This window comes from Dyadobacter ginsengisoli DSM 21015 (genome assembly GCF_059568735.1).
Genome location: NZ_JCANTY010000001.1, coordinates 556,155 through 582,944 on the forward strand (window position 1 = coordinate 556,155; position 26,790 = coordinate 582,944).

Below are 26,790 nucleotides of genomic sequence, written 5' to 3' on the forward strand. Positions count from 1 at the left end.
TATTCACAGACCGGAAATGGTGTAGGTAATGGTCGTTGTGTAGGTCTTCACAGGCAATGTAACCGACAAGCCTTCGATCTTGTACTGGATTGGGATGTTATCGCGATTGCCGCCGAGGTTCAACGCGCCGGAGAAGAATTGCTGCGGGGAGGTGGTCAGTTGCATGTAAGTGGTACCGCCGCTGAGAATGGCCAGTCCGGTGCCGTTCCCCGTGCGTTGTACGGACAGTTTCAACGAAGAATCCCAGTTGGAGGTCGTGCTCATATGCGCACTTACTGTCCACACGAGCAGCGAGCTGACCCGGAGCAGGGTCTGAGATGCGCTGCTGATCTCTATATGTTCATAGTTTTTGCCGGCCTTGGTAATCGTCGACGATAATGTCGGTATCGACCACGTGTTGGTGCCGTTGATCACGGTAACGCTCTGGGCGGAGACGCCGGCGAAGAGCAGGCAGGTAATGCAGACGAGCGTAATTTTCTTCATCAGTTATCGACCATGGTATAGCGTACCGTCACATTTGAGGTGCCGCTTCTGATATTGGCATAATTCTGAACTTCCAGGGAGTAATTGAGCTTAAAGCCGCTGGAACCGTATGTGATGCCGGTGAATGCGCCCCGGATATTGTCAATAAAGCTCACCGGCGTGTTGGTCAGGTAGGTGTTGGCAGTGATATAGCTGTTGCCGCCTGTAAATCCCTGCCCACTGCCCACATAGGGCGATATGTCGAGCCGTAGCCGGATGCCCGCCGGGAGGGTACCTACGATATCTCCCCGGATGCTCCTGGATGCGCCCGAAGCTACCGTCGAGGTGAAAATCAGCCAATTGGCGTTGTTGGATGTGCCCGTGCCGATGGTGCTGCCGGCCTCTGCAGCGGCGGTCATCTGCAAGGCTACGCCCGTGGACCCCGTAGGCAGGATGTCTACCAGTGCCACCGAAGGCATCGTCAGGCTGATGTCCACAGTCGGGCCGGATTGCGCAACGGAACGCAAGCCAAGCAAAAGACATCCTATCAGCAGCGCATATTTCATTTTTTTACAGATACTTTAAAACTTCTTTCCGAAAAATGGATTCTCTTCTCATTCGGCCTGATCCTGAAGACCAGATCGATTGTTTTATCGGCTTCCAGCGCTAACGTGCGCAGGCCGTCTTCGATCACGAAACGATCCTGACTGCCGGGAATGAAAACGGACAGTTCCCAGTTTCCGGGCCGAATCTCTTTGAACGAAAACGTTCCCTGTTCGTTCAGCTCGGTGAGGTAGCTCCCCATTTCACCCGTGAGCTTCGCAAGCACAACCGGCTTTTCGGTCAGGGCAGAGGATACGCCGAGCTGGTTTGCTTTTACAAATTCGATCTTACCGGTGATCCCGCCGGTGCGGGTGAGCGGGATCTCGATAATCTGAAGACTGTCGGGACGGATATCTACCAGCATCGGCATCTTGGCCACCGGGACAACGCCTTCGCTGCCTGCTTCATTCTGGGTAATGCTGAGGTAATAGCGATCGGGCGCCACGCCGTCGAATGAAAACATACCGGTACTGTCGGTCATGAATTTGTGGCTGCCCAGTTGTATGAGGTTACCCTGTTTTGGATAACCGAAACCGGTGAGTTTGCCTTTGAGACTGCCGATATTTCGTTTTCTGGCGAGCGGGATGTTCAGGCGCAGCGCATACCGGAGGCTGAAAAACAGCGTGTTCTGGTCGGTGTTACTCATATTGGGAATGTAGGAACGGCCGCCCGACAGGGAGAAAACATGCCTTTTCAGGTCGAGCAAAGCCGATACATCCACGAAACTGCGGCGCACATACAATTCATCCGGAGCGTAGTTGTTTCGATAAAGGAAGTTGGCATACAAATGCTTTTTTACATTGATCCGGGCATTGCCCCCGTAAAAAAACAGGTTTTCAGTCACGTCGGCTGCGGAGAACTTGCTGGTATGCTGGTGTTCAAAATAGCCACCGACCCAAATCCACGGAAAAAGGCGGACTGCCGGTTGCGCCAGGTTTGAAAACGATTGCCTTTTGCCGCTGTTGTCGGCTGCCAGATGATTCCGGGAGTAACCGTACCGGCCCTGGTAGAATAACGAGAATTTTTCCGAATTGTGATTGTAGGAGAAGTTTCCGAAGTCTTCGGAATAGTCAAATTCCGAAGGTTCCTGCCGGTCTTTTCTTTGGGCTGTGGAATAAAATATAAAAAACCGGTTGCGCTTGTCTGCCTGGTAGGACAGGAATGTCATATAGCTGCGGTCTTTCGGGGAAACGCTGTACAGGTTGGCGTCGAGGCTCGGGTTGACGTCCGAAAAGTTGGTACTGATACCGAGCGTCAGCTTTTTGGTGATGTTAATACCGAGGTTATTATTGAACAGCCGGCTGTTGTTGTAGTAACCATAGAAATGCTTGCCGGCATAGATCAGGTTGCTGGTCAGGCTAAACCATCTTTTCGAAACCTGCAATCTTACAAATGCACCATAGTCTGTTTTAGTACCGGCGTGGCCGGTTGCCAGTTCGGTTTCGAGCTGTAATTCACGGGTACGGACGTTGCCGCCGAGCCCGGCAAGATGTGACCAGAACCGGCGGTTATGAACAACCACATTTTTGGAGGCATAATGCAGTCCGAGCTGTGAGGATTCATTGATTTTGAAAATGAATTTCCCGCCCAAAGCGTCTTTCTGGCCCATATAGAACCTTGCTTTTTGATAGAAGATGGTGTAGGCAATTTTGTTGAACTGCTGCTCCACACTTACTCCCCGGCCAAAACGCCCAAACTCCATGAGGTTGTTGAGCTGTAAAACGTAGTCACCCACCGAAACGGAAAGGCGCTTCCGATAGGCGTAGCTGAGCGAGTATTGGTCGTAGGTTCCCGCTGCCGGAAACACAAACTGGTTCGGACCCCGGATCGTGAAATCAAGATAATGCTGGTCCTTCTGATCCAGAAAACCCCTGCCGGTAGCACTGTATTGATAAGCCGAAACTTGTTTCGGGCCATACCGGTACGTCATATAGCCGCCGCCGATCTCCACAGGAAAGCGGAAGTAGCGATCTATTTTCCGGATCCGGGACGAGAACACGGGGATGCTCGCGGTCGCGTAAACGGGTTGTTCTCCGCCATGCATGAACAAAGAGAGGTTGGATGAAGCCTGCCACGCGTTGTTGTCGGTCAAAGGAATAATTTGTGAGACGGTTACATTCATTGTCGCGCCTGGTTCGAGGGTTAGGCTGTCCGCAGCTACATCGACCGTGCCATGATCGGTTTTCAGTGTAAATTGCTCATGGTTATTGCCCGAATTCCGGATCAGGTAAGTCAGTCGCAGTGTGTCTCCTTCCCTGATGAATTCTGGTTGTGTAACTACAAAAACTTCCATTTTCCGGATTGGCTGTACGCTTACCCGCGCTTTGGCCGATGCTTGTTTTCCGGCATAGCCGATGTGAAAAGTGATGTTGTAGTCGCCCGAAACGCATACTGCGGGTGTGCTGATTACAAAGAAATACCGCAGGCGCTGCTGGCCTGCCGCGCGTTCGGGACGCCGCTGGGAAAGCAGTCGCCACTTGTCGGGCAATTGCACCGATTCCCGCAGCGAGTCCGGCAGGGATGGAGAGGAGGAAGTTACGTCAAAAAACAGAGTGAAATGCCCCCCGGGAATGATTGTCCCTGGCATATTCGCCAAACGGACCACCACTTCGGGCTGACACAACCCGGCCAGGGGGATCATCCAAAGAAATATGACAAGAAGGCGGGCCAATATCGAGAGGGCGGTTATTCTACCTGTAAAGAGATGTTCGAGCCGAACAGGTCTCTTTGTGTATCAGCAACAATGACGCAGTCGTATTTACCTTTCGGCAAGTCGGTAACAGGGATTTCAAAGGTGCTGCAATAGCCCGGGTAGAGCATTCGGGTGTTCGGCGCCGTGGTTTTCAGCTTGTTACCGTTGCTGTCGTATACTTCTAGGATCACATTGGTGCGCGAGCCATAGGAGCTGTTGTTCTTCAGTACAACTTTAAGTACCGATTGCCCGGATGATATCTTTTCATAGGATACCTTCTCGTAGGACAGCTGAGGGCCCTCCACCGCGCCGATATCGACAATCACCTGTATGGCATACCGTACTTTGGAATTGACCTGTATCCCACTCCTGACTTCTTCCCGGATGGGATCCGCTACTTCCACCATCACTACTTCCCAGTAGGTACCGGAAGGGCGGGATTTGTCGAGTTCGATCGTGTATCTGACGTCGTACTCTTCGTTGATCCCGATCAGCCGCTCGTCTACATTGGTTTTCAGACCGCTGCCGAGCGATCTGCTGTGGCTGCCTGCCTCCGGGTAGAGTGCCGACTGGTCGCAGGAAGCAATGAGATCCTGACGGTACACCAATATACGGGACTCTTTTTTGCCTTCATTCTTGACTCTGATGGCTCCCTGTACCTTTGTTTCGGCGGTAGGAATGCTGTGGGTATGTGTCAATCCGTTCAAGACCACTACCGATGCCCGGATATAACCCGGTAAGAGCAGGATCAGGCTGAGTGAGACGATCCAATTCATATTATGTCGTTGTCAGAGAAAGTACCCTGCCGGAATCATGAACCCGGCAGGGGCCTTTGTTCGCCTGGTTTTACGTTATTCTGGGAAATCAGCTGTTGTTAATTGTCCGCAAGCGTGTACGTAACGGTCACCGGCGTTGTACCGGATCGCAGGTCTGCGTACTTGGAATCGTCGGCAATGAAAGTGTAAGTGAGCTGATGGCCATTGTTCGGTCCGGAAGCGGTATATGCGCTGCCAATGTCGGAAATAAGCACCTGGTCACTCGTTGTCAGATTGAAACCGGCTGTCGGCGTACCTTTGGTTCCGGCGCCGGTGGTAGCCGCAGCAGCGACAAGATGGATATCAAGGCCATCGATCACAACGCTGGCTTTCACGTTCACTTTTTTGGTGGTAGTCAGGGTCTGGATCGACGTATAGTTGAGCCAAAGCGTAGAGTTCGCGGCCGGCGCGACGATCTTATTGCCGGCCTCGTCACTGGCTGGTTTCGTGAAATTGGCCGAGAAGTCTTTCGTAGCCGACGTTTCCAGGTCGAGCAGTGCTACAACCGGTATCGTTACGGAAATCTGATGATTGTCAGTGTGGGTATCCTGGGCGAAGGCCGAAAGGCAAGCGCCGGACAAGGCCATTACAATCATGGAGGCGATGAGGGATGATGTGTTTTTCATAAGGGGGAAATTTAGCAGGAGAGGTAAAAATGGGTATTTTGGTTACATGCTGGTAAATGTAGAATTATTTTTACATAATACAAGGAAACCAGGTTTTATTTTCAGCCCAATTGATTGTAACTGAGTGGTTTCAAGTTCATGTACTGGAAACTGTTAAAATGAACGATTAAGCATGTCCGAAAGGCGAAAAAATTGTTTTTACGTCACCGTGTTTTGACAGCTCCGGCCCGCGATGTATTATTACATTAAAAACAACCAAGATGAAACTTACCTATTACGGCCATTCCTGTTTTGCCGTTTCCGCCGGAGGCAGGAACATCCTTTTTGACCCTTTTATTTCGGGAAACGAGCTTGCCAAAGGCATTGATCCCGATGAAATCCGGGTCGATTACATTTTTGTATCACATGGCCATTTCGATCATTCACACGATGTGGTGAGGATCGCAAACAATAATGGCGCGATGGTGGTCGGGAGCTGGGAGCTGTACACGCATTTCGGTGCACAAGGGGTGACGAATGTCCATCCGATTAATCCGGGCGGTAAATGGGCCTTCGATTTCGGGACGGTGAAGGGAACCGGCGCTGTCCATTCCAGCAGCTTTCAGGACGGTAGCTATGCCGGAGTGGCGGAAGGTTTTGTATTTAAAACACCGGACGGAAACTTCTATTACAGCGGCGATACGGCACTAACGCTCGATATGACGCTCATTCCGAAATGGGCGAAGCTCGATTTTGCGGTGCTGCCGATCGGGGATGTGCTGACCATGGGCATAGAGGATGCCATTGAAGCGGCCAAAATGGTGGGTGTTACACAGGTGCTGGGCGTGCATTACGATACGTTCGGATTTATCAAGATCGACAAGGGCGCCGCGATCGACGCATTCGGTGAAGCGGGCATAACGCTTTATCTGCCTGAAATAGGGGAGAGCATCGATATTTAGGCAATCAACCGGGCGGAACAGCGGGCCGCCCGTTGCTTAGCTCGCCTCCCGTTTTCCAAATCCCCTGGGAAACAGGATGGCAAGCAGCACCACTATCAGCAGAAAGTTGAATTCAACACCATTGCGGCCGCCTCCCACCACATACCATCCTTCCGGTCCGTGTACCATCACAATGCCTGCGACCAGGATGATGATCGTGATCATGCAAGCCCATTTTATATATTTTCCGATCGCGAGACAAACCGCCGCCGCTACATGCGATAATTTGATCGCCCATGCGAGTGGTACGCCAAAAGGCGCAAATCCCTGCTGATTGAGATAGAAATTGCCGAAATCGTTGACCCCGTTGTCGAACATGCCCGGAATGCTGTGCATGAGCAGGATGACGATGACCGCGGGCCGTAGTAGAAATGTGTTGTCGGAAGTGGTCATGATGAAGTTTCCTGGTAAGCGTTAATTTTAATTCTGTTTTAATTTGACAGGTATTCCCGCTTTCTATATTTAGGTTACAATAACCCGGTACATCTGTGCGATGTTATTGCTATTGAGTTATGTAGTTCAAAATCCATTGTTCATGGTATGTTCAATGGATTTTCATTGTATGCTCACCGGTTTTCGAGCCATCCGAGGAAATGGCTCACCTTTTCCTTGCCAATCAGCAATTTTTCAGGAGTGGGAATGGTGAGTTTGATAAAAAGCTTCCGGGAGAAATAATGCTCCACCTCTTTGATTGCTTCAAAATTAACCAGATACTGCCTGTTGAGCCTGTAAAACTGCGACGCGGGGACAATACCCTGTACTTCTTCCAGAGGCTGCGAAATGCTGTATTCCTGCTGATCAAACGTTCGGATACAGGTAATTTCATTGTGAATATAGAAAAAAGCGATGCTTTCGGTTTTGATGGTTACATATTTGTTCTGTTTAAAAACCAGAAAGCTCTTTTTCCCTTCCGGCTCTCCCAGTTTTCTCAGCAGGGTTTCCAGCTCCGGCACCAGCTGTTTTTCACTCGAAAAGTAAGATTTCAGCTGATCCAGCTTGGCTAATGCGGCCTCGATGTGCTCCTTTTTGAAGGGTTTGAGCAGATAGTCTATTCCGTTGGTTTTGAATGCTTCGATCGCGTAATGGTCATAGGCCGTACAAAAAATGACGGGGGGGACTACCTTTACCGATTCGAAAATCTGGAAACACAACCCGTCGGAGAGCTGGATATCCATAAAGATAAGGTCAGGTTGCGGCTGCCCGCTGAGATAGGAGACAGCCTTTTCTACGCTTTGTATCGTTGCAACGATCTCTGCGCCGGGCCGCAGGGTGGTGATGATCTGCGCCAGCGAACGGGCCGTTTTGATTTCGTCTTCAATGATTACGATTTTCATGGATCAGTGGAAGTTTTACCCTGAATGACTCCTGGTCGGTTGCGATCTCTATTTTTTGTTCGAGCAGGTGGAAATACCGCCTGTTGATATTATCGAGCCCCATTTCGGTGGAATGCTCGGGGTTCTTTTTCAGTTGCAGCCGGTTTTCGACGATCAGTTTGCCAGCCTGCGTGTACACTTCGATACGCAGCGGGTGGTCCAGGGAAACAATGTTGTGTTTAACGCAGTTTTCGATCAGGAGCTGCAATGTGAACGGCGGAACCCAGGTACGCTCTAACCCTTCTTCGATCCGGTATTCGAGCTCGATACCTTCCTCGAACCGCGCTTTGAGCAGATACATATAAGCGTCCAGGATCTCGATCTCTTCCGACAGCATGATCAGGTCCAGTTTTCTGTTTTCCAGTGTAAAGCGGTAAAAATCAGAAAGTTTCAGGATGAAGTCGACGCTGTTTTTGTCTTCCAGCTCCACCATCGATTTCAACGTGCTCAGGCTGTTGAACAAAAAATGGGGGTTGACCTGCTGTTTGAGCAATTCGTACTGGGCGCCCAGGTTGTCGGCTTTGGTCCGTTCCAGTTCCAGTACTACCTGCTGGTTACGGTGTGTCTGGTAAAGGAGGTGCAAAAGCATGTAAAAGATCAGGTTGATCATAATGCCCCGCACCTCGAACATCAGCATCACCGGCCCGAAATCCAGAGTCGGGACGACCAGCTTTTGGGCGCTTACCATCAGAAACATCAATACCACGCCAATGGCCAGGCTCCGGAATAAAAGCGGGTAGGAGAAGCCCGTTGGTGAATTGTCCTTCGAAAACTTGGGCAGCGAATAGATATTGAAATACCAGACAAACAATGTGAACGACGAGGTGATCAATGCGCTGGTAAATGCTTCAAAACCATTGAAATGCTTTTCGGCTATCTTCGGGACGGTGGTCAGTATGCCCAGTGCTATGGAGCTCAGCCAGATGATCACCGCGGAAACCCTGAATGTCTTTGTAACCATGATTCTTCCTGACCTTGTTTAGGGAAATACGGATGCACGCTGGGCAAAGATAAAACTTATCCTTTCTTCACGGTCCGTCTTGCTGTTTTCGCTGGTTTTTCCGTCCGGCCTCTGCATGTTGTACTCCACACCCGCGCTTTCCGGGGCTACCTGCACTGTTTCAATGGATTGCACCGGTCCGTTAATGTTTCCGCCGAACCAGAGGGGATTGCCTTTCAACGCCCAGGTCACGAGCTTGAACACTTCGCCTGCGGTGTGCTCCACCTGTGGCTTTCCTGCATGCGCGAGTGCCTCGTCGTTGCCATACAGCAGAGATATTGTGCTGGTGCGCTCGTTGTAAAATGAGGTAATCACATGCAGGCCCTGTTCGTCGAAGATGGTTTCCGGCGCCGGGGCCAGTCGGCGCGGTTCGGTGCAGCCCATCAATCCGGCGAGGATAATGGCAAGCGAAAGAATGGTACTTTTCATGCGGATGATGTTTAGCTGTTTTGTTTGAATTCTGGGCGGGTCGCCGCTGTTATGGCTCCGGTCTGCGTGTTTTGAAGGAATGCGATGACTTCCCATTCCTGTGCATTGAATGCGGCTGGCAGCGTAACTGCTATCGCGCCACTTGCGGTCGCGGGGTAAGCCCGGATCTGTCTGACGATCTGCACGTGCGGCAGCATGCGGCCTGCATTCTCACCTCGTTTCACCATTGTATGAGCTAGCTTTTGCACCAATGCGACCTGCAAAACGGTCTGGGTGCCTGCATGGGCCGTCTGATAGGTTAGTTTTAATTTGCCGGCGTCGATCTGCGCCTCGGCGTTCAGATTTGCCGGAGCAGCAGCATGGAGTTCGATGGACAATGCCCGTTTCAGGGTTTCTTCCTGCGATCCGATCAGCTCGTGCTTTCCATTCACGACTACTTGCGGCGTGTAAACCGTTTCGAGGTTCAGCCAGCTGGCATACTGGTACTGGCGTTTGGTAAAATCGCGCTCGCTGAACACATCCCGCCAACCCTGATGGTTCCAGTAGTCGACGTGAAAGGCGAGGAGGTATACGGGCTTGCCTGCATTTTCTTCCTGGATTTTCGCCAGCAGTTTATCGGCTGGCGGGCAGCTTGAACAGCCTTCGGAAGTAAAAAGCTCAACCACTGCAAAGCCCTTATTTACAGTTTGATCGCTGCCGTCCTGGGCAGTTGTTTTTGCATTAAAAGCCATGGCTGAAATAGTGAGGCAAATGGTGAAAAAAAGCGAGGCGATGATGTTGGTTTTCATGATGTTCAATGGTTGGATGAGTCGCTGTGGAACGGAGAATAATTGAATGATTTGCTTTTAATTCTGGTGATCGTTGAATGGTAATGATTGATTTCCTGCCCTGAGAAATTCATCGCTCGCCGGTGCGATTATCGTTGATTAACCTTCTTTGTCGGGATATCAAACACAAACCCGGTTTCGGATGCCAGCTGATGGCAGTTGATGCAGGATGTGGCGAACGAAAGTGTGTTCCCCACCGGTTTCAGATCAAGACCGTTGAACCGGGCAAATCCCCAGCCTTCGGTGTCGCTGAACTTTTTGCTGTCGCGGATCATCATCTGGATATTATTGAAGTTGCCCGGTTTCACATTACCGGATGCATCTGCATGTTGGCTGTTCCAAACGACTTTCACGATGATCGCGCCATCGGGCCAGGGCAGGATCTGATCTTTCTCAATAGCTTTCACGGCGATATCGTTGCCGTAAATGATACGCTGCGTGCCGTTATCGGGGCGGCCCGTGGAGCTGATGACCTTCCAGTTTTTGTAATCATCGAAGTAGCGGATGCCATTGACGGACGTGGGTGTCTTCGAAACATGCGATTTTTCAATAATGCGTGCGGTATCACCCGTCGCGTAGTGGGCTTTGGAAAGCTGAGTTACATAGTTTTTGAGGATACCGAGTTCGGCAGGGGTGACCTTGGCCGACGGATGGGCCGCCGTGTATGCGGGTAGCGGCATCCGGCCTGCATCGATCATGTTCACTATGTACCAGAGCTTCGCTTCCTGTTCGGGCCCGGGAATGCTATCCCATTCCGAAAAGTTGAACCGCTTACGGGCTTCTTCCACATCGGCCGCCACTTGATAGGAGAATGGGGCGATCTTGTCGTACCACCGCAGATTGGTTTCATTCGAATGGCAATCGTAGCAGGAGCGTTTCAGAATGCTTGTTACTTCCTCCGGTCCCTGAAATTCGGAAGTTACCGGCGGGTTGGTGACTTGCGGACTGCCGACCTGCAGGCCCACGAATCCGGCGAAGAGGATGCCTGCTGCTATTACGAGGCCGTTGCGATATCTTTTGCTTTTCGGGAAGTTCATAGCGTTTTGTTTTTTCTCAAAAGTAGAGGAGGCGAAGGGCACGGCGAACCGAAACCAGGCCGAACTGGACACATTGCTTCCCGAACTGGACAGGCATCGGGGCGGCGTAGAAGGAGCAGATTTTAAAGGTTTTTAGAAGGTTTTTGACGCTTTCGGAGTGGGTTTTCCGTATGAGACGGGTATTTGTCCATTCCGGCTCCCTATTTGCCCAGCCCGCCTATTTTGGGCTGTTGGTTCCGGCGGTTGTGTACTCAATTTGTATCAGAAATCGCAGACAAAGCGCGGTTTTGAAACAGTATTGAATACTATTAAAAACTACAAAATCAATTCAAAATCATGGAAACGATCCACATCACCACAGTCGCAGGTACCACCGCTATAGATAAAGTATTATATACCGGGAAAACCCATACCAGCGGGGGACGCGAGGGCGAGTCCCGGAGTTCGGACGGCCATCTGGACATCAGGTTATCTTCACCCGGCTCAACGGGTACCGGCACCAACCCGGAACAGCTGTTTGCGGCAGGCTGGTCAGCCTGTTTTATCGGGGCGATGGGCATTGCCGCAGCGAAGAAAAAGATCACACTTCCGGAGGGAACTGCCGTGGACGCGGAAGTAGACCTGGGTGTGTCCAAAGCAGACTATTTTCTGCAAGCCCGCCTGCATGTAAGTCTGCCCGGCCTGGACGGGGAAACTGCCCGTGCGCTGATCGAATCGGCGCACCAGACCTGTCCGTATTCCAAAGCCACACGCGGTAATATCGGCGTGACGATCCAGGTGACGATTTAAGCGCTATTTTAACATTTGAAAGCCCGGTCTGCGCTTGCAGGCCGGGCTTTCAGGCTTTTATTCTCTTTGCAGCAACCTGAGCAACGCGGGGAGTTTTTACTTATAACAACCGGGCTTTATTTAGCGAGGTATCGTGAGCAGATGACTTACACAGCCATTGCTTCGGGTTCTTTCCATTTACTGGTAAAAATTTCCTGCAACTGCTCGATCTCTTTCTGGTACATCGTCTTTTTTCGTGTGCCAAAATAGAGCGTGTTTTCCATGGGTGTCATGCCTTCCCATACCAACTGTATCTGGCCCGATTCGATGGCTTCGCAGCAGAGGAAATGCGGCACGATCGAAAAACCTTCGCCGTCGCTCAGGCAGCGGATAATGGAACAAATGTTGGGTACAATGTAATTAGGGCGGAAGTCGGGGTGCTGATCGAAGTTTTTGAGCCAGAAATTTTTCAAATGCTCCATATCGGCGGCTGTACTGTACCAGATCTGCTGTTTCAGCCAGTTCGCCGCTTCACTTTTGGACGGCTGGTTCAACAGGTCGGCGACCTGTTCCGTGTCGGTATTGCCACCGGCAATGAGGACGATCCTTTCACGCGAGAATGGTTTGTAAACCAGGTTTTGCTGATATCCCTGCTGCGGCGTCACGATCAGGTCAAGCAAGCCATTATCGAGATCCTGCTGCATTTGCGGGTACTCTCCGAATTTGATGATCAGGTTGAACGGCAGGGAAGCAATGTGCTCTTCCAGCGTGTACTGAAAGGTTTCAAAACACATACCCAGGCTGATTGTCGGGCGTTCCGCCTTTGAGCTTTTGTGAAAATGCTGCTCCACGGCTTCCAGTTTTCGGATAGGGTCGAGTACGAAGTTGTACAGCACCTTACCTTTTTCGGTGGGCACCATTTTGCGTGGTGACCGGTCGAAAAGCTTATGACCCGTATAGGCTTCGAGGGAGTTCAGGTGAAGGCTGACCCCCGGTTGCGATATGAAAAGCTCCTGCGCGGCTGCCGACAGCGTGCCGGTTTCATAGATCGCTTTGAAGGTGCGCAGCCATTCGAGATTGAGTTGCATAGATGTCTATTATTTTTATAATACAAATATACAATTTAAGTTATTTTGATAATACAACTAACTGCCGGAAATTTGTAGCATCAAAATCAAAAAACAATGCAATGAAGAAGATATTTGTAATCAACGGCGGTCAGCATTTTGCGCATTCGGGAGGAAAATTCAACCATACGCTCGCCGGACTGGATAACTCATTTTTTAAGGAGGAAAACGGATTTTTATTACAGCAGACAGACATAAACGAACCCTATGATCCGGATCAGGAGGTACAGAAATTCGTGTGGGCCGATGTTGTCGTTTATCACACACCGGTGTGGTGGTTTTCAATGCCTTACAAGCTGAAAGAGTATATCGACACTGTTTTTACGGCCGGACATCGCAAAGGTATTTACCGCAGCGATGGCCGTAAAAATGAAAACCCTGCAATCAACTACGGTACCGGCGGAATGCTACATGGCAGAAAATACATGCTGACCACCACCTGGAATGCACCCGCCACGGCTTTCACCTTGCCCGGCGAGTTTTTCCGGGAGCATTCCGTGGATGAGGGTGTGATGTTCGGTTTTCACCGGATGAATGCATTTACGGGCATGGAGCCTTTGGAAAGCATTCATTTTCATGATCTTGAAAAAAATGTGACCCCTGAAAAGATCGATGCTTACAAGCAACGGTACCTCGCACACCTGGAAGGGGTTTTCAGTAACGAGGAAGTCGAGTCTGAATTTTAAACATTCCAGTCATGCCTGTTTACTTAACAGCGATTATTAAAAGCCGTCCCGAATATCTCGGTGAAGTCCGGGAAACGCTTCTGGGTATGGTAACAGCGTCACGCAAAGAGGAGGCTTGTATGCAATACGACCTGTATCAGGGCGACCTGGATCCCCATGTGTTTGTGTTCCAGGAGATCTGGGCCAGCCGGGAAGGCCTGGATCAGCATAACGAACGTCCCTACATCCGTGCATTCGCCGGTTCGCTGCACAAATTGCAGCACGATCCTGAAATATATCTTACGCAACCGATCAGCAACCGCTGAATTTGAAATGGAAAATTTGAATATCGCCCTGGTAGTCGGGGCAAACGGGGTGATCGGGAAGAACCTGGTGGCCCACCTGCAATCGCTGGGAAACTGGCAGGTGATCGGTACTTCGCGGAAGCCGGCGTCCGAATCATCGGGTATAAAAATGGTCTATGTGGATTTGCTGGACGCGGGCGATGTCGCGACAAAATTTGCCTCGCTGAATGCTGTAACCCATGTTTTTTACACCGCCTATCAGGATCGTCCTACCTGGGCGGAACTGGTGGCGCCTAATATGGCAATGTTCCGTCATGTAGTTGAAACAGTAGAAAAGGTCTCCCCGCATTTACAGCACATCAGTTTTATGCAGGGATATAAAGTGTACGGCGCGCATCTGGGGCCGTTCAGGACGCCGGCACGCGAGGACGATCCGCCGATTATGCTGCCGGAGTTCATGACTGAACAGCAGCGGTACATTACCGAAATACAGCAGGGGAAATCATGGAGCTGGTCGGCGATGAGGCCGTCGGTCGTGGGCGGTTTCGCTCCGGGTAATCCGCTCAACCTCGTGTCACTCATCGCCGTTTACGCATCGATTTCCAGGGAACTGAATGTCCCCTTCCGTTTCCCGGGCAAGCGGGGCGCCTATCATCCGCTGATGGAAATGACCGACACCGACTTGCTGGCAAAAGCAACCGTATGGGCCGCAACGACACCCGAGGCTGCCAACCAGGCTTTTAATATCAACAATGGCGACCTCTTCCGGTGGGAAGAGCTATGGCCGAAACTGGGCCATTACTTCGGGCTCGAAACCGCGCCGCCCGTGCAGCTCCCGCTCGCGGAGGTGATGCGCGACAAAGCGCCTGTGTGGGACAAACTCAGGGAACGCCACGGCCTGAAATACGGCTATGATGCGTTATCGGCCTGGCCGTTCGGTGATTTTGTTTTCTCCTGGGATTACGATTTTCTCGCCGACGGCTCCAAGGCCCGGCGGCTGGGCTTCCACGCATATGCCGACACCGAGCAAATGTTCTACCGGATTTTTGATCAGCTGCGGGCCGGGAGCGTAATCCCCTAGGCTTCGCGGTCGAGATAAGCCGGGAGACTTTCGCCGATAATATAATTCCAACCCGCGCTGAAACTTTCCGGCCTGAAGTCGGGATGCTCCTGAGGGAAGGTGTGAAGGCCCTTGTGGGTCAGGCGCAGGCGGGTTTTATCGCCTTCCGGCAGGAGTTCGAAAGTAACCTCGGAGTCGCCGGGGTAGTCGGGGTACCGCCATGAATAGCTCAGTTTGCGGTTCAGCTCAGCCGTGTCGACTTTGCAAAGGTGCCGGTAGACTACGCCGTTGTTTTCGACCGTAAACTCGAACTCAAAACCGGTTTCCGCTTTAAAGTCTTTGATATCGAAATACCATTGGCGCATTTGGTCTGCATCGGTGAGTGCTTTCCATACCCTTGCCGGCGGTGCATTCAATACTTTTTCGAGAACAAAAGGTTCAAAAGCCATGATCTGGATTGATTAAAGTTTGGAGATTTCGGAATTGTAAACGGTGCCGATTTCGGCGGATAGCACATCCCAGGCTTCCAGCGGGAAGGAGGGGCGGGGTTTCCCTTCCAATACAAAGGAGAGAAAATCAAGATAACCATGCCAACCCGGTGTAGCGCCTTCGAGATGGGATCGATCAACCGCTGTTTCGGTAAAAGTCAGTTTGCATTGCTGCTCTCCCTCCGGAAGGACTTCCCAACGGAGGCGGTTTCCCGCTTCGCCAAAGGTATATTCGATCAGTTTGCCGGGAATCAATTGAGTAATCCGGCCAGTCACCGTGGTCATCAGCAGTCCGATTTTTACCTGTCCGCCCGGTCGCAAATCCATTTCGCACGGGCCACCAAGCCATTGCTCCATGATTTCAGGATCGGTAATGGCCAGCCAGACCCTGGGTGAAGGGTGGGCGAATGTTCTTTCAAACCGGATATCGTAGCGATCGCCGGAAGCGATGAAAGTCCCGTATTGTTTGGAGAGTTCAAAATCACGGAAGCGCGTGTTCCAAATGGTAGCATAATGCTTTTGGAGCATTTTACCTTCCTCCGTCGCCTGGCCGTCGTGTACCTGAACCGCGGGTGCCGTTTTCTGATCCAGGACATCGGCCAGCAGGTCGAGCATCTGATGCCATCCGGCTGAAACGCTCACGGCATATCCTTCGGCGAGTCGGCTGTATGTAAAATGCAGCCTGCATTGCGAGTTCTCTTCCGGAAAGAGCTCCCAAACTGCCAGTTCATCCGGACCGTCCTCATTTTCCCATACATATTCCAGGTATTTTTCTGGCTCGATCCGGACGATGCGTCCATAGGAAACGGTATCGGCTGCGTCGCCGAAATGCATCGTCATCCGGCCTCCCGGTACCGGGTCGAGCTCGGTTTTCATAAACCATAATGCGAGTTTTTTAGGGTTGACCAATGCATCCCAGACCTTGGAAACCGGGTGTTGCAACAGCCTGTTGAAAGTGATGCGGTAACCGTCCGCGTCTTTCCCCATGTTGGCGGGTTGAGTCATTTTTGCCATCCTTCTGTATTTTTTTCGGCCATGAAGCCAACTTCGTCATTGATTTTCAGTGTCCTCGTCCAGGAACCGTTCCAGCGCATCCAGTTTGTCAGACCAGAATTTCTGGTAGGTGTTGGCCCATTCCGAAACCTGTTTCAGGCCTTTGAGGTCCGCCTGGCAAAATGTTTCCCGTCCCTGCGTTTTCACCACTACCAGGCCGCATTCGGTAAGGATGCGGATATGCTTCGCAACGGCCGGCCGGCTGATCGTAAAATGGTCGGCCACCTTATTCAGATTGAGCGTATGATGCGAAAGCAAATGGATGATCTCGCGCCTCGTCGGGTCGGAAATAGCCTGGAAAACGTCGCGTCGGGTTTGGTTCATGGTACGGGATGAAACGGTAAAAAAAATGGAAACCGTATGGTTTCCAAATGTAAATGAAACCATACGGTTTCCAAAAAATATTCCGGTTTTTTTTGGAAATTTTTCTGAAACAGGTCAGTTGTTGCCTTCTCCCGACTTTTTGTCGTCGTTGCTGATCCGTTTTTTCTGACGTTGATTACCCGCTACCTGTCCGAACTCGTATTTCAGGTTAAGGCGCCACCCGCGACGGTACATGGCAATATGCTGTGTTTGCACGAAGTTGGATCCCACGAAATCATTCTGCCATTTGATGGTGCGGTTGAACGGATTATCATAGCCAAAGCCGATCGTTCCTTTCTTCTTAAGTACTTCTTTTTGTATCACGATGTTGTAAAACCCAAAACCGCCGTAAGTACCCTGGATATTGACGCGCGGCGAATTATAGAAGCCGAAAAGCTGCGCTTTGATGCCCTTGCCGAAGTCGATCGTCGAATTAAGGTTGATGCGATACATCCAGTCGGCATTGCGGGTTTTGAGCTCGGCACTTTCGAGTACATTGTAGAATACATTTAGTGAGCCGTTCACCGTCCATTTTTTAGTGATCTTGGTATTAGCACTGAGGTTGACGCCGTAGGCAGAGTTTTCAGCTACATTCTGGAATATCTGTTTCAGCACGCCGCTGCTGTCTACGGAGTTGATGCCTTCTATCGCATTGTTGGTCTGGCGCAGGAAGAAGGATGCATTCATGCTCGTTTGCCGGATTGATACGCTGTAATTGGCTTCAATGGAATGGGTCAGTTCCGGTTTGAGGTAAGGGTTACCACCGTATTGATTTTTGGAATCTGCCTGGTTTACGTAAGGGTTCAGGTAGAAAAACTGCGGACGCTGAATGCGTTGGGTATAGCTCAGCCGGATCTGCTGGTCCTTTTTGAGGCTGCGGGACAGGCTTAAACTCGGGATGATGTTCCCGTAATTATTCGAAAACGGTGCGGTGCCGTTGAGGAAGTTGGCCTGTATGAAAGTATGTTCGTAGCGGGCGCCCAGATTAACACCCCACTTCTTTTTAGGGCTCCGGTTGTAGACCAGGTATACGGAAGTTACCTGCTGTGCATAGTCGAAAACGTTAGCCAGTTCGGGCATGTCATGAAAATTGTCGGAGCCGTCGATGGCGCTCGCGATGCGGTAGTCGCTCAGTATTTTGCGGAAAATGGTTTTTGTGCCCATTTCCAGCGTGCTGATGCTATCGAGCGGATTAGTGAAGTCGAGCTGGACCGTTCCTTCCTTGTTGTTGCTGATGTTGTAGCTCTTTTCACGGTAGTAAATCGAATTGGCATTGTTAAGAAGGTCGGACAGGTAATCGCTGTCTTCGCCCTCAAACGAGTACATCATCAGGAGGTTGACCTCCTTTTTCGGTTTTTTGAATAAACGGGTATAATCCAGGTTGACTGTCGCACCCGCCCAGTCGTAGGTCCGGCTCATGTCGCGCCGGAAGTATTGGCCCGGAACGCCCATACTGCTTTCCTGGAAACGGATATCGAACCAGTTGGTGTTGATCCCGTCATAGAAGTTAACACCGGCCCCGATGCGGTTCAGGGAGTCGAGATCCCAATCGACATTGATCGTGCCGTACAAGTTTTCACCTCTCCCGCGTATTCCCTGCGTCTGATCCTGGTTGGTGAGGGTGTCTCCATGGGTGAATGAACGGAGCAACTGCATGTTGCGCTTATTTTTCCAATTGCTGAAACCACCATTGGCCGAGATTGTAAGATCCTTCATGCGATGACTTATGCTTGCATTCGGCCAGTTGTTCCATTGTCCGAAATTTGGGCTGATCGAGCCGCTGGTTCCTTTCAGGGTATTTTTTTTGGTGATGATGTTGATGATCCCGGCGGTGCCTTCCGCATCGTATTTGGCCGAAGGAGAGGTGATGATTTCCACCTGTTTGATAATGTCGGCCGGGATTTGTTTCAATGCTTCCGAAACGCTCCGTGCGACAATGCTCGACGGTTTGTTGTTGATCAGTACCTTGATGTTGGAACTGCCGCGAAGCTGGACATTCCCTTCGATGTCAACTGCTACCGAGGGTATCTTTTTCAGGACGTCGGTCGCGTCGCCGCCTTTGATGCTGATGTCTTTCTCCGCATTATAGACCATCCGGTCGGACCTTTCCTCAAACAATGCTTTTTGCTCACTGACGGTAACCTCGTTCAGGGTTTTCGTGGCGGAAGTCAGCTTGATCACGCCAACTTCGATGTCTTCCCCCTTGCTTGCATCCACCGGACCGAAGGTTTTGGTTGTATAACCGATCAGTGAAGCCTGGACCATGTATACGCCGGGAGCTACTTTGGCAAACACAAACCGGCCTTTGGTGTCAGCCGTCACGCCTTCGGTGATCTTTCCGTCTTTAAGCAATGCTACGGTAGCAAATTCGACCGGCTTACTGGCCGTGGAGTCCATCAGCAACCCGGAAATACGGATGTGCTGCGCCGACAGAAAATGAATGCTGAGAGCCCAGAGGGCCAGAGTGAGTAGGGGTGTTTTCATGGATGGCTAATTAACGACTGTTCGATCTTCGTCCACCGGGTGGGCGATTTAGTGCAATGACGATCGAGTTTCCGGAACGTTGCACCGAAATCTAAAAAGGTCGTGCAGCGGCCTGTACCGGTCTGTTAATCAACCATGAAAAATTTAGGAATAGCCAGGTGTTTGATCAGGCTTTTTGTGTTTCAAATGAGGGAGGATCGGCGCGTACCTGCTCGGCCAGGCTTGCAATGTAGCCGAGTCCGTCATGACGGTAACGGTCGGCCTGTTTGGTGGTCAGGCGAATGGTCACTTCAAAAATACCGACTCCGCCACAGACCACGGTAAGCAGGTATTGGCCGTGGAGTTCTTCTGAGAAAATATAATTCCAGGGTTCTTTGGCGATTTCTTTCATGGCATGCGGTTTGTATTCCGGGCTAAATATACGTCAAAAAGAACGAGCAGCGTGTCAGCAGACACACCACTCGTCTTTTCATGGCTCATAGTGGTGTTTCAGTATATTTTCCTTTCGGGATCTTATTCACGACGGCTTCTGAATAGCCGGTAGGAAGCTGTCCGCCCGGCAGCCAGAGACTGTTTGCGCCCATTTCGTTTCCGGAGGGTACGCGTACCTTCAGTTCTTTGGGATTGGGGATCGAGATCCTGACCATTTCTTTTCCTTTCCAGCTGTCGGCAGGAATGCCCAGCTCTTTTTCTATTTTGCTGATATCCTTATTCGTTTTGGTGAGCATGGCATCCATTTCAGCCTTGGTCATCACGAATTGTGTATTGTCGGGATAGCCCAGCGTATCCCGGCCGTAGTCGTCGAGTGCTTTTTTGGTGACCAGGTAGGTAGCCCCGTCCGCAAATTTGCCCAGATGATAAGTAATGTACTTTTCGTCCAGATACACCGATGGATCGGGACGTTGTCCTTTGGCGATGTCGAGTACCTTCTGCGAAGTCCAGCCTGCTTTCCAGGAGTCTTCCAGTTTAAAAGAGTCAGGAGTTTTGTCGTCATCGTCGCTACATGACCAGGACACGGCCGTCATGAGCACGAGCAGCCACAAACGAAGGAAATTTCTCTTCATGGACATTAAATAATAAAGTTGAATAGAATTAATTTGTGCCCGAAAGTATACGAAAAAGTTAATGAATTCTAGATTTGTAGAAATATTTTATAATTTATATAGAATTAATTTATAAAATCCACAACTCTCATACGGTTCGTGCAATTTTTTTCCCGATTAATAAGCCTGAGGCGATTACAGGCGGTTCCTGGCTGTTACTTTCCCATTCAGATCGGCGCTTTAGATTCCGTTAACTATGCTTCCTGACATTGGAATGACTTTTGCACTCATCAGGAAAAGTGTAAAACACGGCTCTTCTGTGGCAGACGTATAGCTATATGAGGTCGTCCGATCCTGGCATTGTAAATAGTATAAGTATAGGCGTATATGGAACCCGGAAACATATCCATCCTGCTGGTGGATGATGATTTAGACGATCAGGAAATTTTTCTGCTGACAATGCAGGAAACTGGTTCAGATGTTGCTTGTGAATTTGCTAATGACGGTATCCATGCGCTGGAAAAGCTGGCTGAGCCCGCCTTTCAGCCCAATCTCATCTTTATCGACATTAATATGCCCAAAATGAACGGCATAGAGCTGCTGGAGGCGCTGAAACAAAACCCGCGGCTGCTCCAAACTCCGATCTTTATGTATTCAACTTCCGATCAGAAGGAAATTGTCACGCGGTGCATGGAATTGGGTGCCTCGGGCTTTATGAGAAAAAATCCGGATATCGACGAATTGAAAAGAGAGTTCATTAAAGTCATTGGTAACCAAGATCCTGCATGATGGACCTGGCAAGAAGCGCTACGCTGGAATTTCTGGCAGGGGGCGGTGAAATGGGCAGACGTATGCGCGAGTTTGATTGGGAGTCGAATTCACTTGGTAATCCCGCGCTTTGGCCCGAAAGCCTCAAAACCTGTGTCCGTATCATGCTCAGCTCGCAACAACCGATCTGGATCGGATGGGGGGACCAGCTGATTAAACTCTATAATGATGCCTACATCGATATCGTGCGCGGAAAGCATCCCACTGCGTTAGGTGAACCGGCCTCGGTGGTGTGGAAAGACATTTGGAAGGACATCGAACCACTCCTGTCGAAAGCCATGCTGCGCGACGAGGGTACTTACGTGGAATCACGCCTGCTTATCATGGAGCGGAGCGGGTTTCCTGAGGAAACCTATTATACTTTTTCATACACGCCGGTGCTGGGAGACAATGGCCGGCCGGCAGGTATTCTTTGTTACAACACGGCAGACACGGAGCGGATCATCAATGAGCGGGCGCTCAAAACCATGCAGCAACTCGATTCGCTGGGAGAGAAAAAAAGCGAGGAGGAGGTTTTTACACAGGTGGGCCGGGCGCTTTCCGCTAACGCGCTGGATTTTCCTTTTGCGCTCTTGTACCGGGTTGCAGAGGATGGGGAGTATGCACAGCTGGTGGCAACGTCAGGTGTCCCACCTACCGACCCCAGACTGGACCAGGAAATCGCATTGTCCGTCGCGGACGACCGTTATGAGCACCTGGTGCTGTCGTTACGGCAAAATCGGGTCATCGAGGCAGTTAACCGCGGACACTGGCATGCATTGGCCAAAGGCGCGTGGGACGTACCACCGCGATACCTTGTTTACATTCCCGTTCAGTCTGCAAGCCGGAACTCCCCGCTGGCTTTACTGGCAATAGGACTGAGTCCTTACCGGAAGTTCGATGACACCTACCGCAATTTTCTCCAGCAGATCGTCGACCGTATTGCGCTGGGCCTTGGTAATGTGATGGCTTATGAGGAAGAGCAGCGGCGGTTAAAGGCACTCGAAGAACTTGACAGGGCTAAAACGCTTTTTTTTACGAATATCAGTCACGAGTTCCGAACACCACTGATGCTCATGCTGGGCCCACTGGAGGAATTGCTGGCGGGGACGCCGGGGTGGCTGGATGCTGAAAAAAACAAAGTGGAAGTAACGCATCGTAATGCATTGCGGCTGCTTAAACTGGTGAACACGCTGCTGGATTTCAGCAGGATAGAAAACGGGCGAAGCCATGCAAACTTCATTCGGACCAACGTGGCTGTATACACCCGAGACCTCGCTTCAAATTTCCGTTCCGTTATCGAGAAAGCAGGAATGACTCTGGATGTTCGCGTGGAAGATCGCGAGGTGCCCGCTTATCTCGACCGCTCTATGTGGGAGAAAATTGTTTTCAACCTGCTTTCGAATGCGTTCAAGTATACGTTGGAAGGAAAAATTACGCTTGATCTCGACGTTCAGAACGGGCAGGTTGTCATGTCTGTGACCGACACCGGGGTAGGGATCCCCGCGGAGGAGCTGCCACATATGTTTGAACGATTTCACCGTGTCCGGAATTCAGCGGGAAGAACCTATGAAGGTACGGGTATTGGCTTGTCATTGACCAAAGAACTGGTGGCCTTGCATGGCGGTACTATCAGCGTGGAAAGCAAGGTGGGCGAGGGGAGCAAGTTTACAGTAATGCTTCCGGTTGGTGCATCTCATTTGCCTCCCGGTCAGACGCACGAGGCAGGCGGGGAAATAGAAAATACTATCTCGGATTTTTATATCAAAGAAGCCGCCACATTGCTTGTGCCCGATAAACGGGAAGGCCAGGCTTACATTTCAGCCCTGGATTTGCGCTCAGGGAAGGATTGTATCCTGATTGCCGACGACAATGCGGATATGCGGGAGCACATACGTTCGCTGATCGGAAATGATTACTGCATCCTGACAGCCGGCAATGGTAAAGAGGCTTTGGAACTGATATACAAGTACAGGCCGACGCTGGTGCTGAGTGATATCATGATGCCCGAAATGGATGGGATCGCACTTCTGAAGGCCATTAAGGGGGATCCGGAAATCGCGCAGACACCCGTTATCCTCATCACAGCCCGGGCGGGCGAAGAGTCGCGGACTGAAGGGTTCGAGATCGGTGCGGACGATTACATGGTCAAACCGTTTTCAAGCCATGAGCTGCTTGCACGCGCGCATGCGCAAATCCGCATGTCGAAGGCAAGAAAGCAAGTCGAAAACAGGCTGAGTGGCTTTCTGATGCAGATGCCTGCGGCAGTGGCTGTGGTAGAAGGGCCAGGCTTTCGTTGTACGCTTGCCAATGCGATGTTTCAGCAATTTTCGGGTATGGATGAAGCCGATATCAAGGGGAAAGAATTCGCCGAGGCGTTTCCCGGACTGTCAGAGCAGGGCTGGCAGGAACTTCTGACAAACGTCCGCCAAACAGGCCTGCCGGTTCACGAGACGGAATTGGAAATATACTGGAAAAAGGAAAGTCACATCCGGAGCGGTTTCTACGACCTGACCGTTTACCCCGTGCGAAACGACGGAGGCGAAATCGCTGAGCTGATGCTGCATATCATCGACGTTTCGCACCAGGTCGAGGCGCGGAGCAGGATCATGGCGAGTGAAGAACAGTTCAGGACGCTTACCGAGACCCTGCCGCAGCTCGTATGGATGACAGACAAGGAAGGCAGGCAGCTTTTTGCATCGGGCCGATGGGCCGAATATACCGGCATTGTGCCGTTGGGAGAAGACTCATGGCGGGAAATCGTGCATCCCGCGGACTATGCGGCTGTCGCGGAAAGCTGGATGCGCAGCCTGGAAACCGGGTTGCCCCACCGCACTGAGATCCGTCTCAAAAACGTGGCGGGCGAATACCGGTGGCACGCGGGCCAGGGCGAGCCGATCCGCAACGAGGCCGGCAGGATCATTAACTGGATCGGAACATTTTCGGACATACACGACCAGCGGATATTTACCGATGAGCTGGAAAGAAAGGTTCAGCAACGGACCGAAGATCTGATGAATGCAAATAAGGAACTGGAATCGTTCAACTACGTCGCGAGCCACGACCTGCAGGAGCCGCTCCGGAAGATCCAGACCTTTATCCATCTGATCGAGAAAAACAGTTTCGACAGCGAGCGTTCGAAAGTATATTTCCAGAAGATCACTTCCTCAGCACAACGAATGGGTGATTTGATCCAGTCGGTGCTGTCTTACAGCCGGTTATCCAAAAACGGAGAAGCCACTCACACCGTCGACCTGAACAAAGTCGTCGACGATATCAGGAATGATTTTGAGTTGGCCATTGACGAGAAGCAGGCAGTGTTGCATTCTGTTGATTTGCCTGTGGTTCGTGCCAATGGCCTACAAATGAACCAGTTGTTTTCGAATCTGATCAGTAATGCACTCAAATTCTCCACCGTCCAACCGGTGATCACCATCAGTTGTCAACCCGCCGGGGGAGCTGCTATACCGGCGGTCCTGGCCGAAAGTAACGGTAAAATGTATCATCATATTACCGTCGCTGACAACGGCATCGGTTTTGAGCCGGAGTTCCGTGAGAAGATCTTCAAGCTTTTCCAGCGCCTGCATGGCAGGCACGAGTATGCCGGCACGGGGATCGGACTGAGTATCGTGAAGAAGATCGTCGAACAGCACGACGGGTATATTTCCGCGGAATCGCAACCAGGGTGCGGTGCGGTATTCCACATCTGGTTACCTGCGTAAATATTAAGTAACCAAGCTTTTATGTGTTTTCAAGCTGGTCAATATGATACAAGAAAATGATAATATTCGAAGAGTGGACTGTTTGAAATTGTTCTATTTGAATATTTTTTAGTATTTTTGATCAATCCAAAAAACCTGGCTATTTGACTTCTTCCTTTACCGATACCGACGATAAGGTCCTGTGGCAACGCTTTAAGAATGGCGATGAAGAGGCTTTCACTTTGCTGTATCAGCAGTATGTGCGGGTGCTTTACAGTTACGGTAAAAAGCTGGTTGCCGATGAAGAAGTGGTTCAGGACCTGGTGCAGGATCTCTTTATTGATCTCTGGCAACGACGCGACCGGCTGGCTGATGCCGAGTCCCCCCGTTTCTATTTGTTGCGGTCCCTGCGCCGCCGCATTCACCGGTCGGCCAGTGGTAACCTGAAAGAAAGCTGGGACCACCTCGACGAAGGTTTACACCCGGTGATCTCATCCAAAGAAAGCGAGATCATTGAATCCGAGCAATTTCAAAAGCAGAAAAACGAGCTGGATGTTTGGCTCAGAAGCCTGCCCGTGCGCCAGTACGAGGTCATGATGCTGCGGTTTTACCAGGATTTCAGCTACTCCCAGATTTCAGAAATGCTCACCATTAACGAGCAATCGGTCAGAAATTTGGTGCAACGGGCTGTGTCTAAGCTCCGTCAGCTCACCATTTCCCTGTTTGTTGCAGGCTTTTTGATGTTTCTTCTAAAATAATTCCTGCCAGGTGAGTTAAACACAGTTTCGATCTGCTCTTTCCCTATGAGCACCGTGTTTAATTTTTTCATTAAATAATCATACTGATGAGTTACTATCATTATGAAGTAACTGATTTTCTGGAAGATCACTATTTCAAAACCTGGGTTTACGCACCGACCCGGGAATCCGAAGATTTTTGGAACGATTTCCTGATACGCTATCCGTCTAAATCAGAAATGGTCACCCACGCGAGATTGATTTTATTGCGCCTGCAAACCGATATGGAACGGGATTTCCCGGACGATATGAAAGTGGCCGTCATGCTGGATGAAATCAATACCCGGAAAGACCGCAGGGAGGGAATGCAGGTGAAAAGGCTGTGGCTGCGCCTGGGCGTGTCGCTTTCGGCAGCTGCCGCGGTGATTATAGTGATCGGTTGGCTGCGTCAGCCCAACCGGCACGACACCCATGTCAGTTATGATGAACTGCTTTCAGCGGTGGAATCACCTTTGCAGGAGCAAACGAATACGACTTCGGCACCTATCCTGCTGACATTGCCCGACCACAGCACGATCCGCCTGCAGCCCAGCAGCAGCGTGAGTTACCGGAAGGACTTTGCCCAAAACACCTTACGGGAGGTCTACTTGTCGGGAGAAGCATTTTTTGAGGTGACCAGAAACCCGGCACGGCCCTTTGTAGTGTATTCCAATGAGCTGGTGACCAAGGTGTTGGGGACCAGCTTCCTGGTCAAGGCGTTCGAGAATGCCCGGCAGGTGGAAGTAGTGGTAAAAACGGGTAAAGTTTCGGTTTTTCCACGCACTGACACGGAAGTTTGCGAGGGTATTAAAAAGGCGGAACTGGCAGGAACCATTATTACGCCCAATCAGAAGGTACTCTTTTCGAGAGACCAGAGCCAGGTCCGGAAGTTGCTCGTCGAATCGCCGGAGATACTTGTTTCGGCGGTGATGCCGGCACCTATGCTGAAATTCCAGGATGTGCCCGTGTCGCAGCTGTTCAGCAACATCGAACAGACTTACGGAATCGACATCGTATATGACGACCGTTTGCTTGGAGGATGCCTGCTGACGGCCTCTTTCACCAATGAAAACCTGTACGAAAAAATGGATCTGATCTGTAAAGGAATCGAGGCAACTTTTGAGGTAATAGATGGCCGGATGATTGTGTCGGGCCGCGGATGTAACTGAGAATCAATATTTAACCATGCATAAATCAAATCTAACTAGCAACCCTAAACCCTGACCGCTTCTATGAAACAATAAAATCCCCCAAAAAAGAAAGGTTGATGATGTTTGCACCATCACCAACCCGAAAAATCATCCCC

The 26,790-nt window shown here is 50.8% G+C and carries 27 protein-coding genes; 9 read left to right on the forward strand and 18 right to left on the reverse strand.

What is annotated here, in order from left to right; genetic code table 11:
- Nucleotides 1–3: 3 nt before the first annotated feature.
- From BP71_RS01775 to BP71_RS01795, 5 genes are all read right to left on the reverse strand, one after another.
- Nucleotides 4–483 carry a hypothetical protein gene (locus BP71_RS01775; protein ID WP_496375969.1) on the reverse strand — a complete coding sequence of 160 codons (480 nt, stop codon included), beginning with the start codon at nucleotides 481–483 and terminating at the stop codon, nucleotides 4–6.
- Nucleotides 483–1,028, reverse strand: a complete 546-nt coding sequence (locus tag BP71_RS01780) for a hypothetical protein (RefSeq protein WP_496375971.1) — start codon at nucleotides 1,026–1,028, stop codon at nucleotides 483–485. The genes BP71_RS01775 and BP71_RS01780 overlap by 1 nt, the downstream gene beginning before the upstream one ends.
- Nucleotides 1,025–3,736 (reverse strand): hypothetical protein, encoded by a 2,712-nt coding sequence (locus BP71_RS01785; protein WP_496375973.1) that lies wholly within the window; start codon nucleotides 3,734–3,736, stop codon nucleotides 1,025–1,027. Before BP71_RS01785 ends, BP71_RS01780 begins: the two co-directional genes overlap by 4 nt.
- A gap of 14 nt (nucleotides 3,737–3,750) precedes the next feature.
- Nucleotides 3,751–4,533 (reverse strand): hypothetical protein, encoded by a 783-nt coding sequence (locus BP71_RS01790; RefSeq protein WP_496375975.1) that lies wholly within the window; start codon nucleotides 4,531–4,533, stop codon nucleotides 3,751–3,753.
- 98 nt (nucleotides 4,534–4,631) lie between these two features.
- The gene (locus BP71_RS01795) at nucleotides 4,632–5,198 is read right to left on the reverse strand and encodes a hypothetical protein (protein WP_496375977.1); all 567 of its coding nucleotides are present in this window, start codon (nucleotides 5,196–5,198) and stop codon (nucleotides 4,632–4,634) included.
- Nucleotides 5,199–5,458: 260 nt separating this feature from the next.
- Between BP71_RS01795 and BP71_RS01800 the strand changes: the two genes are divergently transcribed.
- On the forward strand, nucleotides 5,459–6,139 hold the full coding sequence (locus tag BP71_RS01800; RefSeq protein ID WP_496375979.1) for a metal-dependent hydrolase: 681 nt from the start codon (nucleotides 5,459–5,461) through the stop codon (nucleotides 6,137–6,139).
- A 36-nt stretch (nucleotides 6,140–6,175) separates the two neighbouring features.
- Here BP71_RS01800 and BP71_RS01805 read toward each other — a convergent pair whose 3' ends face one another.
- From BP71_RS01805 to BP71_RS01830, 6 genes are all read right to left on the reverse strand, one after another.
- On the reverse strand, nucleotides 6,176–6,571 hold the full coding sequence (locus BP71_RS01805) for a DoxX family protein (RefSeq protein ID WP_496375981.1): 396 nt from the start codon (nucleotides 6,569–6,571) through the stop codon (nucleotides 6,176–6,178).
- A gap of 173 nt (nucleotides 6,572–6,744) precedes the next feature.
- Nucleotides 6,745–7,512: a LytR/AlgR family response regulator transcription factor gene (locus BP71_RS01810; RefSeq protein ID WP_496375983.1), complete on the reverse strand. Its 768-nt coding sequence runs from the start codon at nucleotides 7,510–7,512 to the stop codon at nucleotides 6,745–6,747.
- Entirely contained in the window at nucleotides 7,493–8,512 is a 1,020-nt protein-coding gene (locus BP71_RS01815) for a sensor histidine kinase (RefSeq protein ID WP_496375985.1), read from the reverse strand. The genes BP71_RS01810 and BP71_RS01815 overlap by 20 nt, the downstream gene beginning before the upstream one ends.
- Nucleotides 8,513–8,530: 18 nt before the next feature.
- Nucleotides 8,531–8,980 carry a hypothetical protein gene (locus BP71_RS01820; protein ID WP_496375987.1) on the reverse strand — a complete coding sequence of 150 codons (450 nt, stop codon included), beginning with the start codon at nucleotides 8,978–8,980 and terminating at the stop codon, nucleotides 8,531–8,533.
- Between the two features lie 11 nt (nucleotides 8,981–8,991).
- Nucleotides 8,992–9,768 carry a DUF1223 domain-containing protein gene (locus tag BP71_RS01825; protein ID WP_496375989.1) on the reverse strand — a complete coding sequence of 259 codons (777 nt, stop codon included), beginning with the start codon at nucleotides 9,766–9,768 and terminating at the stop codon, nucleotides 8,992–8,994.
- 128 nt (nucleotides 9,769–9,896) lie between these two features.
- Nucleotides 9,897–10,844, reverse strand: a complete 948-nt coding sequence (locus BP71_RS01830; RefSeq protein ID WP_496375991.1) for a heme-binding domain-containing protein — start codon at nucleotides 10,842–10,844, stop codon at nucleotides 9,897–9,899.
- Nucleotides 10,845–11,180: 336 nt separating this feature from the next.
- Between BP71_RS01830 and BP71_RS01835 the strand changes: the two genes are divergently transcribed.
- Entirely contained in the window at nucleotides 11,181–11,633 is a 453-nt protein-coding gene (locus BP71_RS01835; RefSeq protein ID WP_496375993.1) for an organic hydroperoxide resistance protein, read from the forward strand.
- A 146-nt stretch (nucleotides 11,634–11,779) separates the two neighbouring features.
- Here the strand turns inward: BP71_RS01835 and BP71_RS01840 are convergent, their stop codons facing one another.
- A complete protein-coding gene (locus tag BP71_RS01840; protein ID WP_496375994.1) occupies nucleotides 11,780–12,700 on the reverse strand; it encodes a LysR family transcriptional regulator in 921 nt (306 codons plus the stop codon).
- 101 nt (nucleotides 12,701–12,801) lie between these two features.
- Between BP71_RS01840 and BP71_RS01845 the strand changes: the two genes are divergently transcribed.
- The 3 genes from BP71_RS01845 to BP71_RS01855 are packed head-to-tail and all read left to right on the forward strand — an operon-like array spanning nucleotide 12,802 to nucleotide 14,790.
- Nucleotides 12,802–13,425 (forward strand): NAD(P)H-dependent oxidoreductase, encoded by a 624-nt coding sequence (locus BP71_RS01845; RefSeq protein WP_496375996.1) that lies wholly within the window; start codon nucleotides 12,802–12,804, stop codon nucleotides 13,423–13,425.
- An 11-nt stretch (nucleotides 13,426–13,436) separates the two neighbouring features.
- Nucleotides 13,437–13,730, forward strand: a complete 294-nt coding sequence (locus BP71_RS01850) for a putative quinol monooxygenase (protein WP_496375998.1) — start codon at nucleotides 13,437–13,439, stop codon at nucleotides 13,728–13,730.
- A 7-nt stretch (nucleotides 13,731–13,737) separates the two neighbouring features.
- Nucleotides 13,738–14,790, forward strand: coding sequence for an SDR family oxidoreductase (locus BP71_RS01855; protein ID WP_496376000.1), 1,053 nt, complete (start codon nucleotides 13,738–13,740; stop codon nucleotides 14,788–14,790).
- Here BP71_RS01855 and BP71_RS01860 read toward each other — a convergent pair.
- From BP71_RS01860 to BP71_RS01885, 6 genes are all read right to left on the reverse strand, one after another.
- Nucleotides 14,787–15,218, reverse strand: a complete 432-nt coding sequence (locus tag BP71_RS01860; protein WP_496376002.1) for an SRPBCC family protein — start codon at nucleotides 15,216–15,218, stop codon at nucleotides 14,787–14,789. The genes BP71_RS01855 and BP71_RS01860 overlap by 4 nt on opposite strands.
- Before the next feature lie 12 nt (nucleotides 15,219–15,230).
- Entirely contained in the window at nucleotides 15,231–16,271 is a 1,041-nt protein-coding gene (locus tag BP71_RS01865) for an SRPBCC family protein (protein ID WP_496376004.1), read from the reverse strand.
- A gap of 36 nt (nucleotides 16,272–16,307) precedes the next feature.
- Complete coding sequence (locus tag BP71_RS01870) at nucleotides 16,308–16,634, reverse strand: ArsR/SmtB family transcription factor (protein WP_496376006.1); 327 nt, start codon at nucleotides 16,632–16,634, stop codon at nucleotides 16,308–16,310.
- Nucleotides 16,635–16,748: 114 nt separating this feature from the next.
- Nucleotides 16,749–19,157, reverse strand: coding sequence for a TonB-dependent receptor (locus BP71_RS01875; protein ID WP_496376008.1), 2,409 nt, complete (start codon nucleotides 19,155–19,157; stop codon nucleotides 16,749–16,751).
- A 166-nt stretch (nucleotides 19,158–19,323) separates the two neighbouring features.
- Complete coding sequence (locus BP71_RS01880; RefSeq protein WP_496376010.1) at nucleotides 19,324–19,548, reverse strand: hypothetical protein; 225 nt, start codon at nucleotides 19,546–19,548, stop codon at nucleotides 19,324–19,326.
- Between the two features lie 85 nt (nucleotides 19,549–19,633).
- A complete protein-coding gene (locus BP71_RS01885; protein ID WP_496376012.1) occupies nucleotides 19,634–20,221 on the reverse strand; it encodes a hypothetical protein in 588 nt (195 codons plus the stop codon).
- A 366-nt stretch (nucleotides 20,222–20,587) separates the two neighbouring features.
- Between BP71_RS01885 and BP71_RS01890 the strand changes: the two genes are divergently transcribed.
- The 4 genes from BP71_RS01890 to BP71_RS01905 all read left to right on the forward strand — a co-directional run bounded on the left by BP71_RS01890 (nucleotide 20,588) and on the right by BP71_RS01905 (nucleotide 26,653).
- Complete coding sequence (locus BP71_RS01890; RefSeq protein WP_496376014.1) at nucleotides 20,588–20,989, forward strand: response regulator; 402 nt, start codon at nucleotides 20,588–20,590, stop codon at nucleotides 20,987–20,989.
- Entirely contained in the window at nucleotides 20,986–24,729 is a 3,744-nt protein-coding gene (locus BP71_RS01895; RefSeq protein ID WP_496376016.1) for an ATP-binding protein, read from the forward strand. The genes BP71_RS01890 and BP71_RS01895 overlap by 4 nt, the downstream gene beginning before the upstream one ends.
- 143 nt (nucleotides 24,730–24,872) lie before the next feature.
- The gene (locus tag BP71_RS01900; RefSeq protein WP_496376018.1) at nucleotides 24,873–25,466 is read left to right on the forward strand and encodes an RNA polymerase sigma factor; all 594 of its coding nucleotides are present in this window, start codon (nucleotides 24,873–24,875) and stop codon (nucleotides 25,464–25,466) included.
- 86 nt (nucleotides 25,467–25,552) lie between these two features.
- Nucleotides 25,553–26,653 (forward strand): FecR family protein, encoded by a 1,101-nt coding sequence (locus BP71_RS01905; RefSeq protein ID WP_496376020.1) that lies wholly within the window; start codon nucleotides 25,553–25,555, stop codon nucleotides 26,651–26,653.
- The last annotated feature ends 137 nt before the right edge of the window (nucleotides 26,654–26,790 follow it).

Bases quoted from the DNA above. Each gene is read 5' to 3' on its own strand.
- BP71_RS01790 (WP_496375975.1), bottom strand. From the start codon at position 4,533: ATGAATTGGATCGTCTCACTCAGCCTGATCCTGCTCTTACCGGGTTAT.
- BP71_RS01800 (WP_496375979.1), top strand. From the start codon at position 5,459: ATGAAACTTACCTATTACGGCCATTCCTGTTTTGCCGTTTCCGCCGGA.
- BP71_RS01880 (WP_496376010.1), bottom strand. From the start codon at position 19,548: ATGAAAGAAATCGCCAAAGAACCCTGGAATTATATTTTCTCAGAAGAA.
- BP71_RS01840 (WP_496375994.1), bottom strand. From the start codon at position 12,700: ATGCAACTCAATCTCGAATGGCTGCGCACCTTCAAAGCGATCTATGAA.
- BP71_RS01835 (WP_496375993.1), top strand. From the start codon at position 11,181: ATGGAAACGATCCACATCACCACAGTCGCAGGTACCACCGCTATAGAT.
- BP71_RS01875 (WP_496376008.1), bottom strand. From the start codon at position 19,157: ATGAAAACACCCCTACTCACTCTGGCCCTCTGGGCTCTCAGCATTCAT.
- BP71_RS01890 (WP_496376014.1), top strand. From the start codon at position 20,588: ATGGAACCCGGAAACATATCCATCCTGCTGGTGGATGATGATTTAGAC.
- BP71_RS01820 (WP_496375987.1), bottom strand. From the start codon at position 8,980: ATGAAAAGTACCATTCTTTCGCTTGCCATTATCCTCGCCGGATTGATG.
- BP71_RS01825 (WP_496375989.1), bottom strand. From the start codon at position 9,768: ATGAAAACCAACATCATCGCCTCGCTTTTTTTCACCATTTGCCTCACT.
- BP71_RS01845 (WP_496375996.1), top strand. From the start codon at position 12,802: ATGAAGAAGATATTTGTAATCAACGGCGGTCAGCATTTTGCGCATTCG.
- BP71_RS01870 (WP_496376006.1), bottom strand. From the start codon at position 16,634: ATGAACCAAACCCGACGCGACGTTTTCCAGGCTATTTCCGACCCGACG.
- BP71_RS01815 (WP_496375985.1), bottom strand. From the start codon at position 8,512: ATGGTTACAAAGACATTCAGGGTTTCCGCGGTGATCATCTGGCTGAGC.
- BP71_RS01775 (WP_496375969.1), bottom strand. From the start codon at position 483: ATGAAGAAAATTACGCTCGTCTGCATTACCTGCCTGCTCTTCGCCGGC.
- BP71_RS01795 (WP_496375977.1), bottom strand. From the start codon at position 5,198: ATGAAAAACACATCATCCCTCATCGCCTCCATGATTGTAATGGCCTTG.
- BP71_RS01805 (WP_496375981.1), bottom strand. From the start codon at position 6,571: ATGACCACTTCCGACAACACATTTCTACTACGGCCCGCGGTCATCGTC.
- BP71_RS01865 (WP_496376004.1), bottom strand. From the start codon at position 16,271: ATGGCAAAAATGACTCAACCCGCCAACATGGGGAAAGACGCGGACGGT.
- BP71_RS01850 (WP_496375998.1), top strand. From the start codon at position 13,437: ATGCCTGTTTACTTAACAGCGATTATTAAAAGCCGTCCCGAATATCTC.
- BP71_RS01780 (WP_496375971.1), bottom strand. From the start codon at position 1,028: ATGAAATATGCGCTGCTGATAGGATGTCTTTTGCTTGGCTTGCGTTCC.
- BP71_RS01830 (WP_496375991.1), bottom strand. From the start codon at position 10,844: ATGAACTTCCCGAAAAGCAAAAGATATCGCAACGGCCTCGTAATAGCA.
- BP71_RS01860 (WP_496376002.1), bottom strand. From the start codon at position 15,218: ATGGCTTTTGAACCTTTTGTTCTCGAAAAAGTATTGAATGCACCGCCG.
- BP71_RS01905 (WP_496376020.1), top strand. From the start codon at position 25,553: ATGAGTTACTATCATTATGAAGTAACTGATTTTCTGGAAGATCACTAT.
- BP71_RS01810 (WP_496375983.1), bottom strand. From the start codon at position 7,512: ATGAAAATCGTAATCATTGAAGACGAAATCAAAACGGCCCGTTCGCTG.
- BP71_RS01885 (WP_496376012.1), bottom strand. From the start codon at position 20,221: ATGAAGAGAAATTTCCTTCGTTTGTGGCTGCTCGTGCTCATGACGGCC.
- BP71_RS01895 (WP_496376016.1), top strand. From the start codon at position 20,986: ATGATGGACCTGGCAAGAAGCGCTACGCTGGAATTTCTGGCAGGGGGC.
- BP71_RS01855 (WP_496376000.1), top strand. From the start codon at position 13,738: ATGGAAAATTTGAATATCGCCCTGGTAGTCGGGGCAAACGGGGTGATC.